Source organism: Nocardioides astragali (assembly GCF_024436375.1).
Lineage (GTDB): Bacteria > Actinomycetota > Actinomycetes > Propionibacteriales > Nocardioidaceae > Nocardioides > Nocardioides astragali.
In genome coordinates this window covers 773,945-786,945 of sequence record NZ_JAFMZM010000002.1, presented here as the reverse complement: position 1 = coordinate 786,945, position 13,001 = coordinate 773,945, and the positions used below count along the sequence as shown (strand labels likewise).

The 13,001-nt window shown below is 68.7% G+C and carries 11 protein-coding genes; 6 read left to right on the top strand and 5 right to left on the bottom strand.

The genetic code is table 11. The annotated features are described in order from the left end of the window. Positions 1–6: 6 nt before the first annotated feature. Complete coding sequence (locus J3P44_RS08630) at positions 7–867, top strand: SDR family oxidoreductase (protein WP_255889897.1); 861 nt, start codon at positions 7–9, stop codon at positions 865–867. Between the two features lie 72 nt (positions 868–939). On the opposite strand, the gene J3P44_RS08625 is transcribed toward J3P44_RS08630, so the two are convergent. The 3 genes from J3P44_RS08625 to J3P44_RS08615 all read right to left on the bottom strand — a co-directional run bounded on the left by J3P44_RS08625 (position 940) and on the right by J3P44_RS08615 (position 4,355). Continuing rightward, positions 940–1,338, bottom strand: coding sequence for a hypothetical protein (locus tag J3P44_RS08625; RefSeq protein ID WP_255889896.1), 399 nt, complete (start codon positions 1,336–1,338; stop codon positions 940–942). 380 nt (positions 1,339–1,718) lie between these two features. Then, complete coding sequence (locus tag J3P44_RS08620) at positions 1,719–3,980, bottom strand: MMPL family transporter (RefSeq protein WP_255889895.1); 2,262 nt, start codon at positions 3,978–3,980, stop codon at positions 1,719–1,721. A gap of 27 nt (positions 3,981–4,007) precedes the next feature. Then, on the bottom strand, positions 4,008–4,355 hold the full coding sequence (locus J3P44_RS08615) for a hypothetical protein (protein ID WP_255889894.1): 348 nt from the start codon (positions 4,353–4,355) through the stop codon (positions 4,008–4,010). Between the two features lie 83 nt (positions 4,356–4,438). Between J3P44_RS08615 and J3P44_RS08610 the strand changes: the two genes are divergently transcribed. Further along, positions 4,439–7,519, top strand: coding sequence for an AfsR/SARP family transcriptional regulator (locus J3P44_RS08610; RefSeq protein WP_255889893.1), 3,081 nt, complete (start codon positions 4,439–4,441; stop codon positions 7,517–7,519). On the opposite strand, the gene J3P44_RS08605 is transcribed toward J3P44_RS08610, so the two are convergent. Then, positions 7,470–8,429, bottom strand: a complete 960-nt coding sequence (locus tag J3P44_RS08605; protein ID WP_255889892.1) for a DMT family transporter — start codon at positions 8,427–8,429, stop codon at positions 7,470–7,472. The genes J3P44_RS08610 and J3P44_RS08605 overlap by 50 nt on opposite strands. Before the next feature lie 405 nt (positions 8,430–8,834). Here J3P44_RS08605 and J3P44_RS08600 point away from each other — a divergent pair, with 405 nt between their 5' ends. From J3P44_RS08600 to J3P44_RS08585, 4 genes are all read left to right on the top strand, one after another. Beyond that, a complete protein-coding gene (locus tag J3P44_RS08600) occupies positions 8,835–9,431 on the top strand; it encodes a hypothetical protein (protein WP_255889891.1) in 597 nt (198 codons plus the stop codon). Then, positions 9,428–10,402, top strand: coding sequence for an NAD-dependent epimerase/dehydratase family protein (locus J3P44_RS08595; RefSeq protein WP_255889890.1), 975 nt, complete (start codon positions 9,428–9,430; stop codon positions 10,400–10,402). Before J3P44_RS08600 ends, J3P44_RS08595 begins: the two co-directional genes overlap by 4 nt. After that, positions 10,399–11,130 carry a DUF4386 domain-containing protein gene (locus J3P44_RS08590; protein WP_255889889.1) on the top strand — a complete coding sequence of 244 codons (732 nt, stop codon included), beginning with the start codon at positions 10,399–10,401 and terminating at the stop codon, positions 11,128–11,130. The genes J3P44_RS08595 and J3P44_RS08590 overlap by 4 nt, the downstream gene beginning before the upstream one ends. Before the next feature lie 134 nt (positions 11,131–11,264). Then, entirely contained in the window at positions 11,265–12,266 is a 1,002-nt protein-coding gene (locus J3P44_RS08585) for an SDR family oxidoreductase (RefSeq protein ID WP_255889888.1), read from the top strand. A gap of 86 nt (positions 12,267–12,352) precedes the next feature. Here J3P44_RS08585 and J3P44_RS08580 read toward each other — a convergent pair whose 3' ends face one another. Continuing rightward, entirely contained in the window at positions 12,353–12,841 is a 489-nt protein-coding gene (locus tag J3P44_RS08580; protein WP_255889887.1) for a hypothetical protein, read from the bottom strand. Positions 12,842–13,001: the final 160 nt, after the last annotated feature.

Below are 13,001 nucleotides of genomic sequence, written 5' to 3'. Positions count from 1 at the left end.
GACAGGATGGAACACGCACAGCGCGGGGCGATGAGCGGACGGATCGTCCTGGTCACCGGCGCCGCGGGCGGGATCGGCAGGGCCACTGCCGAAGGCCTGGCCGCGATGGGCGCACGAGTCGCGATCACTGGCCGGGACGCAGGCCGCACCGGGGCCGTCGCTCGGGAGATCCGCACGGCCTCCGGCGCACAGGTCGACGTACTCGTCGCTGACCTGTCATCGCAGTCCGAGGTACGACGCCTGGCCGCCGACGCCCTCGAGTGCCTGCCGCGGATCGACGTACTGGTGAACAACGTCGGGGGCTACTGGAACACGCGGCGAGTGACGCGTGACGGGTTGGAGCACACCTTCGCGCTCAACCACCTCGCGCCCTTCCTGCTCACCGAGCTGCTGCTGGATCGGCTGAAGCTGGGCGCTAGCTCGAGGGTGGTGACGGTCGCGTCCCACGCACACGCCCAGGGCACGATCGACTTCGACGATCTCCAGGGCGAACGGTCCTACTCCGGCGCTCGGGCCTACAACCAGTCAAAGCTCGCCAATGTCCTGTTCACCTACGAGCTGGCCCGACGGCTGCAGGGCAGTGGCGTCGTCGCCCACGCGCTGCACCCGGGCGTCGTGAGCACACGCTTCGGGAGGGAGGACCCCGGCCGCACGCAGCGGTTCGTGGTCCCCTTCATCCGACCATTGATGAAGAGTCCCGCGAAGGGAGCCGCCACGTCGATCCACGCGGCTTGCGATCCTGGGTTGGCGCACGTCACCGGCTGCTACCTCTCGGACAGCCGGGCCAAGCGGTCGTCGGACCTCAGCTACGACCGGAGCACCGCTGCGCGCCTGTGGCAGGTGAGCGCGGACCTGGTGTCGCGGTAGCAAGGTTCGCCGCCTGCGGGCCGGTCCGGCGTACGCCATGACGGCGACGAGCACTGCCGAGGAAGCGTGGGTTCAGCACGCGTGGTCCTGGCGCGGGTCGCGGCGTCCCGTGACTCGGTCGACGAAGGTGTTCGTGTCGAGGCCTGGTTCCACGGTCAGTGCGGCTTGGGTCAGGCGGTAGAGGTCCGCCAGGGCAGCACGCCCGCTCTCGCTGAGCTGTCCGACGTACCCGACTGCGACGTGGTGCGCCAAGCGGGCGCCCGGCTTGTTGGCCATCGCTGCCGCGTAGGCGCTGCTGTGCCTGGCCAGGTCGCGGATGCCCTGCTGGACGAGCCGGGCGAGGACAGCGTCCTCGAGGATCGACTCGCTCGGCTGGGGCCGGGAGCCGCTCGACGGCTGGGTCTTGCTACGCGGAGCACTCATGACCTGAGCGGTGGGCCAGGCGATGGTCTCGGGTGCGGTGGTGGTCATGTCCGTCTCCAAAGTTCGTGAGGTCCAGGCGGTTGCTGATCGTGGCCGGAACCTGTCTTGATGACTGCAAGCTAGGAGCGGATGTGGTGAGTGGTCGTCACATCGTGTGGTGAGCGACGGGGTGACCTTCGGCCGTCTTCGTGGCTGGCGGGCCGAAACGGGGCTTGCAGTGCTCCCGGAGCGATCGCTCGAGGGGCCGAGCGGGGCGGGCTGCGGCGCCGGGCCAGCAGGCCCAGTCGGTGGGCCCGGCGCAAGGTGGCATTACGGTGCCTGGTGGCCGTGATGCGTGGTGCCGCAAGAGGAAGTTCATTCGGCCTCAGGACCGAGGGGCTGGCAGCGAGTTGGTCAGTGCGCCAGCTCCCGTGGGTGGACGGTTGGGCCTAGACGGGCATGGGCACAGGTGCGGGTAAGTCGGCCGGGGATACCGAGGTTTCCGTGTCGCCCTCGACGTGGAGCTCGGGCAGCCAACCGAGCCAGCTGGGCAGGTACCAGTTCCACCTGCCGAGCAGGGCCATGGCCGCCGGGACGACGACCATCCGGATGAGCGTGGCGTCGACGAGCAGCGCGACGCCGACGCCGAAGCCCATCTGCTGGAACATCACGAGCTGGCCGGCGGCGAAGCCAGTGAAGACGACCACGATGATCAGCGCGGCACCGGTGATGAGGCGGCCGGTGGCGGCGATACCGTGCACGACTGCTTCGTTGGTGTCACCGGTCTGTGCGTAGCGTTCCCGGATCCTGCTGAGCAGGAAGACGTGGTAGTCCATCGAGAGCGCGAACAGCACGGAGAACAGGAAGACCGGGACCCAGGCCTCGACTCGTTCTACCTGCTGGAAGCCCATCAGGTCGGCCCCGACGCCGTGCTGGAACACCAGCACAAGGAGTCCGTAGGCCGCGCCAACCGAGAGCAGGTTGAGCACCACGGCTGTGGCGGCGAGGACCAGCGAGCGGAACACCAGCGTGAGCAGGATGAAGCTCAGCCCGAGCACGAAGGCGAGCACGATCGGCAGCCACTTGTTGATGACGTCGGAGTAGTCGACGTTCTCTGCGGTGGTGCCGCCGACCAGGACGCCGGTGTCGGTCCCGTCGAACGCAGCGGGGATCAGGTTGTTGCGGAGCCGCTCGAGGCCGCGGCGGGCCTGGGCGTGGTCCGGGTCGCCGATGAGGGGGACGCTGACTACTGCGACCTGGCCGTTCTCAGCGACCCGTTGCTGCGAGGGCCCGAAGTCCGGGTCGTCGGCAACCGACGCCTCAAACTCCTCGATGGCTGCGGTGACGTCGCTGGAGGTGACGTTTCCGGAGATGACGACCTGGGCGGGGTCGGTGGTTGTGGTGCCTGGGAAGCTGCGCTCGAGCGCGAGCGCGCCGGCCTTGGCATAGCTGTCGTCGGGAAGCGAGCTGACCCCAGCGGTGCCGGTGTGCAGACCGAGCACGGGGAGGGCGGCGGCGAGCAGGACCAGCAGGCCGGCGGCCAGGAAGGTGCCCGGGCGGCGGACCACGGCACTGACGGCCTTGGTCCAGAACGGGCTCTCGGCGGGGTGGTCGCGGCCGACGATCGGGAGCCGGAGTGCGTTGACCCGGTCGCCGAGCAGGGACAGCAGGGCGGGGAGCAGGGTGAGGGCGGCGGTCATGGTGACTACGCCGACGATGATCGCGCCGAGGGCCAGGCTGCGCAGGATGGTGTCCGGGACCAGGAGCAGGCCGAGCAGGGCCACGACGAACGAGCTGCCGGAGAACAAGACGGCCTTGCTGCTGGTGCCGCCGGTGGCGATGATCGCGCCGATCTTGTCGCGACCGGCTTGCCGCTCCTCGCGGTACCGGGAGAGCACGAAGAGGCTGTAGTCGATCCCGAGCGCGAGCCCCATCGCGGTGATCATGTTGACGATGAAGAAGGACAGGGAGGTGAACTGGCCGAGGACCGAGGAGATCGCGACGGTCACGATGATGGACAAGATGGCGATGCTCACGGGGAGGAATGCGGCTACCAGTGCACCGAAGACCAGGACCAGCACGATCATCGCGGCCGGGAGCCCGATCTTCAGCTCACCGTTGGTCAGGTCGGACTCCGAGAGCTCGGTGAAGTCGTGGTCGAGGGTGTTGGTGCCCGTGACGTCGACGACGAACGCCGCGTCGGCGTCCGCTGCGACCACCTCGTCGATCACTTCCACGATCCCGGTCTCGGGGTCGGGCCCGAGGACCAGGGTTACGACGGCCGCGTGCCTGTCGTCGGAGATGCCGGACCCGTGGGTGGCGTAGGGGTCTCGGACGGTGTGGGCGGCGCCGGTGGCCTCGATTGAGGACCGGACGTCGCCGACGAAGCCCCGGAACTCCGGGTCGTCGGCGGTGAGGTCGGCCGAGTAGATGATGACGGCGTCGTCGATCCGGTCGGCTTGAGAGAAGTTCTCGGCGAGGACCTGCTCGGCCTGCATCGAATCGGGGTTGCTGGTAATGCTGCCGTCGGAGGTGAATGCCGACCCGATCAGGGTCGCGATGGCGACCATGGAAGCCACCAGGACCAGCCCCCACGCGACCAGGATCCGCCACGGATGTACCGCTGCGGCCCGGGCCAGCCGCTGGGTGAGCGACGAACCGGTTGTGTGCTCGAGCTGGCTATGACGGTTCTTCGAACGTGCAGCGAACATGGTGGCGTTCCTCTCGTTGGTCTCAGATCAGGGCTGGTTGGGCTGGGGTGGGCCGGTGCGGGTGTGTTGGGCTGCTATCCAGGCGGCGAGGACGCTGTCGGGATGGTCCGAGAGGTGGTCGCGGGCCAGGGCGTCGAGCAGGTCCGCGTCGTTGTTGAGGTGGGCGGTGGCGAGCGCGACGAGCTGCCGGTCCCTGGTCGCCGTTGCGCTGTGCGCGGCCCGGGTCAGGTACGGCTGCGGCTCGGCGGCCACGAGCGCTGCCGCCACCAACAGCCGGGGGGAGTCGCTGGTCTCGGCCAGATCGAGGATCGCGGCCGGCGCAGTGTCGTCGCCGCCGATCAGCTGACGGAGCAGGACCTCGATATCGATGCGCATGCCCTCACCGTCCACGGCGGCACTGATGATCCGCTGACGGCGACATGGCACCGGCCCGGTTCGGGCAGGCATACCCTCGGAGGGTGCTTACCGTGGCGGTCCTGGGTGCCCTCGCGGTCACCCGCGCCGGGCGGCATGTGGCCGTCCCCACCGGCAAGACCTCCGAGCTGGTGGTGCGCCTCGCGCTCGAGGCGGGCGAGCTCATCCGGGCCGACCGGCTCGTCGATGACCTGTGGGCTGTCAACGGCGTCAGCGCCCGCCGCAACACGTTGCAGTCGAAGATCACGATGCTGCGCAGGGCGCTCGGCGACCCGCCCGTGGTCTCCAGCCGCGAGGGCGGGTACGCGCTCGACGTCGAACCGTCCGACGTGGACGCGCTCGTCGCCCTGAGCGCAGCGACCAGCGCGTCCAGGTTGTACGAGTCCGGGGACGACGAGGGTGCCGCCGACCTGTGCGCCTCTACGTTGCGGCTCTTCCGCGGCGATGTGCTCCAAGCCGCCGGCGACGGCGACTGGGCCACCCCGTACCGGGCACGCCTCGAGGAGGCGCGGGTGACGCTGCTGGAGATTCAGTTCGGGGCGCGCTTGCGGCTCGGGGAGGTCGGCGACGTGATCGGTGAGCTTGAAGCGGCGGTCGCCGCCCACCCGTTCCAGGAGAGCCTGTGGGAGCTACTGATCACCGCTCAGTACAGAGCCGGACGCCAGGCGGACGCGTTGGCGTCCTACCAGCAGGTCCGGGCCCAGCTCGCGACCGAACTGGGGCTGGACCCCCGACCGAAGCTCCAAGAGCTCGAGCACCGGATCCTGGTGCAGGACGCCGCGCTCGAGGTCCCCGCCCGCCCAGCCGCCCGGGTCCGCACGCCACGGCGCTCCGGAAACCTTCCGTCGATGGCATCGGAGCTGGTCGGTCGCAACGACGAGGTGGCGGCCATCTCCGACCTCCTCGGCCACGAGCGGCTGGTGGAGATCGTGGGGCCGGGCGGTGTCGGGAAGACGGCGGTGGCACTGGCGGTCGGCCGCGGTCTGACCACGTCGTTGTCGTTGGCGATCGATGGGATCTGGCTGGCCCGGCTCGAGAGCGTCAGCACGCCCGAGGAGGTCGTCGACGCGCTGGTCGGCGCCGTCGACGGCCCCGGCGGAGAGGCGGCGCTGTTCGAGTCGTTCAAGGACGCCTCCGCGGTGGTGATTCTCGACAACTGCGAACACGTCCGCGACGGCGCAGCTGCCCTAGCGATGCGACTCCTCGATGCCGCCCCCGGGCTGCGGATCCTGTGCACCAGCCAGGTCGCGCTCGACATCGACGGGGAGGTCGTCATCGACCTCGCCCCGCTGGCGCTCTCCGACGGCGTCGAGCTCTTCACCCGCCGAGCCCAGGCCCAACACCGAACCCGCGCCAACGCGCCTGACGACGCCCTGGTGCGCGCCCTGTGCCGGTCCCTGGACGGTCTGCCTCTTGCGATCGAGCTCGCTGCGGCACGCACCAAGACACTGTCCGTCGAGGAGATCACCCGGCGCCTCGAGGACCCGTTCCTGGTCCTGGCCGACCCGACCAGCCGCAAGCCGGAACGACGTCGCTCGCTGCGGTCGACCATCTCGTGGAGCTACGACCTGCTATTTCCCGACGATCAGCGCGGCCTGTGGGCGCTGGCCACGTTCGCAGGTGGGGCACCCCTGCCGGCGGTGGAGTTCGTCCTCGAAGCCCTCGACGTGCCGGCAGCCGCCGCGATCGACGTGGTCGGCCGGCTCGCGAGCCGATCGCTGGTGATCGTCGATGACACGGGTGCGGCTGCTGATGCGGGCGGTGGCCATCCGGTGCGGTACCGGCTGCTGGACAGCATCCGGGCATTCGCGCTCGACGCAATGGCCGACGCCGCGCTGAACGATCGTGCCCGGGCGGCCCACGCCGCCTGGTTCGCCGAGGCAGCCGCCTCCTCCACCCAAGGAGTGCGGAGTGCCCGCCAAGCCGAGCACCTGTCGTTCGCCCGGACCGAGCGCGCCAACATCGACGCCGCACTGGCCTGGGGTGCCGTCCACGACCCGATGCTGGCGCTGCGCATCGTGACCGGGTTCGGCTGGTCCTGGGTCGTCCTCGGCGACAGCAGAGGCGCCCAACGCATCCTGACCGCACTTGACGCGGTCGGCGACCAGACCCTGGTCCACGACCGAGCTGGCGTCCTCCTGATCGCGGCTTGGATCGAAGCGTCCACGGGTCATCTCGAGCTCGCGCGCCACCACATCGCGGTGGCTACGGACTTGGCCGAGCAGACAGGCGACGTGGACCTGCAGGCCCGCTGTTCGTACTACCTCGCCTATGTCGTCTCCCATCACGGCGAGTTCCGTCGAGCGATGGAGCTGACTGAGCGCAGCCGTGCCATCTACGACACGCTCGACCGGCCGTGGGACCAGACAGCGAACTGGCTGTTCGCCGCCAGAGCGGCGATCTCCGCAGGCGACCAGCGGCACAGCGTCGAGGCTGCCGATCAGGTACAGCACTGGCTACAAACGGTCGAGGATCCGTGGCTCCATGTTCGCGGCGACGCGATCCTCGGCGAGCTGGCCCGGCTCCAACTCCGGTTCGACGACGCCGTCCTCTACCTCGGCCGCGCCGCGGAACAGTCGCGACAGCTCGGCTTCAAACAGACCGAGGCGTACCAGGTGACGAATCTTGGCCGGGCGCAATGCCAGACCGGAGACTACGACTCAGGTGCAGCAACCCTCCAGCTGGCGATCGACAAGGCGCAGGCCACCGGTGACGTGCGGCTGGCCGCCCTCGCCCGGGTACATCTGGGTCGAGTTCTGCGTGCGGCCGGACAGATCGCGGCAGCGCGGTCGGCACTCGAAGCCGCGACTGCCTGGCACCGTAACGCTGGCGGTGGCGAGCAGGCCGCGCTCGGCGAGTGCCTGCTGGCCGCCATGGACGCCGCGGATCAACGACCGGGCGCCGAAGAACGTCTCCGAACCATTCTCGACGAAGCCCAACGGGAGGACGACGCCCCGGTCGAGGTGTTCGCCCTCGATGCGCTCGCCCGCATCACAGCCGCAGCCGGCGACACCGGCACGGCGCGTGACCTGTGTGAGAAGGCAGATGGGCGTCTGGCAGCTGCCCCCCACTACATCACCGACCGCGACCGAACCGACGCTCACTGGGTGAGGCGGACCGTTTGAGGAACCCAAGCGATCGCGGGCGTCGTACCGGGGGCTCGGGGGAGTCGGCGGGCAGCACCACCGGTCCGGATGTCTCACTCGTCGCGATGACCGCTTCGCTCGGGTCCGCAGCCCGTCGGGCCCGGCTGCCATGTTCGTTCAGCGCCAAGAAGGCCACCAAGCCGCTCATGACGATCGCGATACCCGCGATCTGCCAGGGACGCACTGTCTCGCCCAGCAACAGGAACGACCACACGACGGCAAGGGCGGGCTGGGCCACCTGAGCGATCCCGATCGTGCCGATCTGGATCGTCCGCTGTGCGAAAACCAGAAGGCCGTGGGCAGCGACGCCGATGACGAACGTGAGTAACAGCGTGTACGTCCAGCCCGTGCCGCTCATTCCAAATACGTCCCCGTTCGCGATCGCCAGCGGAACCACAGCCACAGCGGCTATGGGGCTGATAGTGGACATGAAAGTGGCGACATCCATGTCCCGGCGGAAGTGTCGCGTGGACACGACGTAGCCGACCCACAGAAACATCGCCAGAACCCCGAAGACATTCCCCCGTACCGACGCGTCCCCGCTGGATGGTGCGTTCATCAGCACGACGGCCGCACCGCCGAAAGCCAGGAGCGCAAACACCAACGCACGCGGATCGTGGTACTCCGTGAAGAGCTTGGCACCGAGCGGCACGATCAGGAACGGTGAGAGCGAACCGATCAACGCGGCGTTGGCCACGCTGTTGTTCGTCGCCCCGACGAAGAACGTCGCGAGGTTCACCCCGAAGAACACCCCAGGTATGAACGCTTGCCGTACGTGACGCAGAGTCACCCGTCTGCCCGTGAAGCGGAGATAGACGTTCCACAGGACACTGACCATCGCCAGCCTCCAGAACGCGACCAGGACGCCCGGGGACTCTGCGCTCTTCACCAGCGTGGAGCTGAGCGAAAAGGCGCAAACCAAGCCCACCACCGCCAGCGCCCCCCATGCCCTCGGGCTGAGGGCACGGAGACGATTCGACAAGGGGGGAGGGGTCATCGGGGTAACGACCTCAGACGCCCCGCGGTGGGGGCACGATGGTCTGCCCCGAGTACTCGCGCCATCTGTCGATCGCAGTTCACGTTGGCATCTCCGGCAAGCCCCAGGGATGGGCGCCGACACGCGCGCCTCTTGACACCGAGGATAACGAAGGCGGCCGGCCCGAAGCAGGACAGCGCGGGAAAGGCTGACGCGCCAGTGACGCCTAGACGGCGTCGCCGTCAGCGAATCGTCAGGGGCGGCGCCCACGGTGGGTTCAACCCGCCGACACACCCCAGACCCTAGGAGCTGACCGCCATGACCCGATCCGGAGCATCTCGACCCACCTTCACCCGCACCTGGTTGCTGTGGACCGCTGGCTTCCTGGCCTTCCCCCTCGCAGGCTTGGCTGGCGGCGGCGCCGCCGGCCGCGTCGACAACCCCACCGCGGCATTGCTCGGCGGCGCGGTCACCGGGCTTGCTCTTGGTGCCGGGCAGGCACTGGCCAGCCGTCGACGCCTCGACCCTCGCCGCTGGATCCCGGCGACCGGGGTGGGCATGGGAGTCGGGCTGCTCATCGGCGCCGTGGTCGTCGACTACGGCACCTCTCTGGCCGACCTGGCCCTGATGGGCGCCCTCACCGGTCTCGTCCTCGGCCCCGCCCAGACCCTGGCCCTCCCGCGACAGTCCCGCCAGCGATGGCTGTGGGCCGCCGCTGTGCCCGCCCTTTGGGCGCTTGGCTGGACCGTCACGACCCTCGGCCAGATCCATGTCGAGCAGCAGTTCACCATCTTCGGTGCCTACGGAGCCGTGACCTTCTCGGCACTGTCCGGGCTGCTGCTCCACTCCATGCTTCCCTACCGCGCGAGTGCCAACCAGGCACCCGAGCAGGCCCGGATCGAGGCGACGACATGACCACTTCGGAGCACGTCATCTTCGGCACCGGGGCGATCGGGCTCGCAACGTACGAGGCGCTCCGACGCCGCGGCGAGAGCGTCCGGCTCGTAAACCGTTCCGGCCACGCACCCGTGCCCGACGACGTTGAGATCGTCGCAGGTGACGCCCGCGATCCCGGCTTCACCTCCGCAGCCGCCAGGGGCGCCCGCGTCGTGTACCAGACCCTCAACCCGCCCTACGCCGAGTGGACCGCACAATTCCCCGCCCTGCAGGCCGGGGTGCTCGCCGCCGCCCACGCAACCGGCGCCCGCCTGGTCAGCATGGAGAACGTCTACATGTACGGACGACCTGCTGGACGCCCGCTCACCGAGGACCGCTCGTATGACGCCCACACCAAGAAGGGCCAGCTCCGGGGAAGGATGGCCCGCGAGCTCCTCGCCGCCCACCAAGCCGGCCGGGTCGAAGTCGCCATCGGCCGCGCCTCGGACTACTTCGGCCACCACGGCGGCGCCCAGTCGAACGTCGGTGACCGGGTGTTCCCCGCCGCCTTGGCCGGCAAGACCGCCAGCGTCCTCGGCGACCTCGACCAGCCCCACACCTACAGCTACATCCCCGACATCGGTGAAGGCCTCGCCGTCCTCGGTGAACATCCCGACGCCCCCGGCGAGGTGTGGCACCTTCCCAACGACCCCGACACGCGCACCACCCGCCAGCTCGTCGACCTCGTCTACCGGCACGCCGGCCAACCCACCACGAGAGTTCGCGCCCTGCCACCGCTGATGCTGCGTGGCCTCGGCCTCTTCAACCCGACTGTGCGGGAACTCCTCGAGATGCAGTACCAGTTCGAGGAACCGTTCATCGTCGACAGCAGCAAGATGACCACCAAGCTCGACGTTCGAGCAACTCCGATCGACCGCGCTCTCGCCGCGACGCTGGCGACCTACCGCGGCGGCCAATCGGCGCCTTGGCCTAGCGGGAACTCGTCATGACGTCTCAAGTACGTCTCGCCCGGGGTGCTGGCCTCTACTACCTGGCTGTCGCGATCCTCGGTGGCTTCGCCCACGGTTACGTACGCGCGAGGGTGTACGTCGCTGACGATGCCGCGACCACCGCGGACAACCTCGCGGCGAACACGCAACTGGTCCGGATCGGCTTCGCGGCCGATCTGGCGCAGGCGACACTCATGCTGTTCGTCGTCCTGGCGCTGTATCGGCTACTTGGTCACGTGAGCAAGCCGTTGGCCCGTGCGATGGTTGCCTTCGTCGTGGTCTCCGTGGCGATCACGTGCCTCAACATGCTTAACCAACTGGGAGCCTTGCTGGTCGCGACCGACGCTTCCTACGCGAGCGCCTTCGGTGAAGAGGGTTCGGACACGTTGGTCCTGCTCCTGCTCGACCTGCAGCACAACGGGTACCTGATCGCGCAGATCTTCTTTGGCCTTTGGCTGTTCCCGCTGGGTCTCTTGGCGTACCGGTCCGTCCTGTTTCCCCGCCTTATCGGGGCTCTCCTGATGCTCGGATCCGTTTCCTACCTCATCGACGTCGTGCTGCATTTCTTGGTCCCCGACCTCGCGGACGCGGTGTCGGCACCCATCCTCATTCCAGTGGTGATCCTTGCCGAGGTCTCAATGCTCGGGTACCTCCTGATCAAGGGCGTCAGCGCACCCTGCCCTGACGACGCGGCAGCTCATGGAGAGCCCACACTCGTGGCGACCTGAGGTGGAAACCCTCGCGAGATCTGGAGCGTGCTGACGTCCACCAGCCCCGCCCCTGAGATGCACCACAGCTGGAACCCGCGGGCCAGTCCCGCGCCCGACAGATACGGGCCCCGAGATACTGCAGGAGCAACGCCATGGAGCAGAACCGCAGAAGGCCGAGGACCGGCAAGACCGTGCTCATCACCGGTGGCAGCGCTGGCATCGGTAAGGCAACCGCACTGGGCCTGGCCGCGATGGGCGCACGCGTCGCGATCACCGGTCGCAATCCGCAGCGCGTCCACGCGGCCGCTCGGGACATCCGTGACGCCCACCGCGGCGAGGTGCTTACCTTCGTCGCGGATCTGTCCTCACAGTCCGAGGTACGGCGCCTGGCTGACGAGGTCCAACACGCACTTCCCCGAATCGACGTGCTGGTCAACAACGTCGGAGGCTACTGGAACACCCGGCGGGTCACCGTCGACGGCCTTGAGCACACGTTCGCTCTCAACCACTTGGCTCCCTTCCTGCTCACGAACCTGCTTCTCGATCGGCTGAAGGTGAGCGCCTGTGCACGAGTCGTCACGGTCGCCTCCAACGCGCAGGCAATCGGGCGCATCGACTTCGACGACCTCCAAGGCGAGCAGTCGTTCTCCGGCGCTCGGGCCTACAACCAGTCCAAGCTCGCCAACGTCTTGTTCACCTACGAGCTGGCCAGGCGCCTGAGAAACACTGACATCACGGCCAACGCCCTACACCCGGGAGTAGTGAACACATCGTTTGGCGCCGCGGATCCCGCCCTCGTCCAGCGGTGGCTTGTCCCGTTCCTGCGACCGCTCATGAAGTCGCCCGCGCGGGGGGCTGCCACGTCCATCCACCTGGCATCAGCACACGAGCTCGAGAGGGTCACGGGTCGCTTCTTCGCGAACTCCCAGCCCAAACCGTCCTCGGCTCGCAGCTACGACGAGGCCACCGCGGCACGGCTGTGGCACGTGAGCAGCCGCCTGGTCGGTCAGGGCGAAACCGTCGAGGACACGAATGGTCGCGCTGGGGTTGAGGGGCTGCTGCACGAGAAGGTGACAGATGACTTGGTCGGTGCGCCATCTCCGGAGCGGTCGAGCCGCAGCCTGGGCGGCGTTCGGACCGGACCGGCTCCGTGAGGTGTGGGAATCGGCGTCAGGATCTCTCCCGGCCACCGCGTGAGACCGCCGAGTCGCGCCCACCCCAAGCGAGCCCCGAGCGCACGTCAGGCCGTGCGACGCACGACGGCGACGAGCGCGGGGTCCTGACGGTGTGGCGCCCGCGAGCTGCTCGCTGAGCGCCGGTGAAGCGGCTGTTCAGCACCGTGGTCCTGGCGAGGGTCGCGGCGTCCCGTGACTCGGTCGACGAAGGTGTTCGTGTCGAGGCCTGGTTCCACGGTCAGCGCGGCTTGGGTCAGGCGGTAGAGGTCCGCCAGGGCAGCACGCCCGCTCTCGCTGAGCTGTCCGACGTACCCGACTGCGACGTGGTGCGCCAAGCGGGCGCCCGGCTTGTTGGCCATCGCTGCCGCGTAGGCGCTGCTGTGCCTGGCCAGGTCGCGGATGCCCTGCTGGACGAGCCGGGCGAGGACAGCGTCCTCGAGGATCGACTCGCTCGGCTGGGGCCGGGAGCCGCTCGACGGCTGGGTCTTGCTACGCGGAGCGCTCATGACCTGAGCGGTGGGCCAGGCGATGGTCTCGGGTGCGGTGGTGGTCATGTCCGTCTCCAAAGTTCGTGAGGTCCAGGCGGTTGCTGATCGTGGCCGGAACCTGTCTTGATGACTGCAAGCTAGGAGCGGATGTGGTGAGTGGTCGTCACATCGTGTGGTGAGCGACGGGGTGATCTTGTGCCGTCGGGCAACCGTCTCGGCCGGGGCG

What these genes read in the sequence shown, in the direction of transcription:
- J3P44_RS08595 (WP_255889890.1), top strand. Translation starts at nt 9,428, where the DNA reads ATGACCACTTCGGAGCACGTCATCTTCGGCACCGGGGCGATCGGGCTC.
- J3P44_RS08615 (WP_255889894.1), bottom strand. Translation starts at nt 4,355, where the DNA reads ATGCGCATCGATATCGAGGTCCTGCTCCGTCAGCTGATCGGCGGCGAC.
- J3P44_RS08600 (WP_255889891.1), top strand. Translation starts at nt 8,835, where the DNA reads ATGACCCGATCCGGAGCATCTCGACCCACCTTCACCCGCACCTGGTTG.
- J3P44_RS08585 (WP_255889888.1), top strand. Translation starts at nt 11,265, where the DNA reads ATGGAGCAGAACCGCAGAAGGCCGAGGACCGGCAAGACCGTGCTCATC.
- J3P44_RS08590 (WP_255889889.1), top strand. Translation starts at nt 10,399, where the DNA reads ATGACGTCTCAAGTACGTCTCGCCCGGGGTGCTGGCCTCTACTACCTG.
- J3P44_RS08620 (WP_255889895.1), bottom strand. Translation starts at nt 3,980, where the DNA reads ATGTTCGCTGCACGTTCGAAGAACCGTCATAGCCAGCTCGAGCACACA.
- J3P44_RS08580 (WP_255889887.1), bottom strand. Translation starts at nt 12,841, where the DNA reads ATGACCACCACCGCACCCGAGACCATCGCCTGGCCCACCGCTCAGGTC.
- J3P44_RS08625 (WP_255889896.1), bottom strand. Translation starts at nt 1,338, where the DNA reads ATGACCACCACCGCACCCGAGACCATCGCCTGGCCCACCGCTCAGGTC.
- J3P44_RS08630 (WP_255889897.1), top strand. Translation starts at nt 7, where the DNA reads ATGGAACACGCACAGCGCGGGGCGATGAGCGGACGGATCGTCCTGGTC.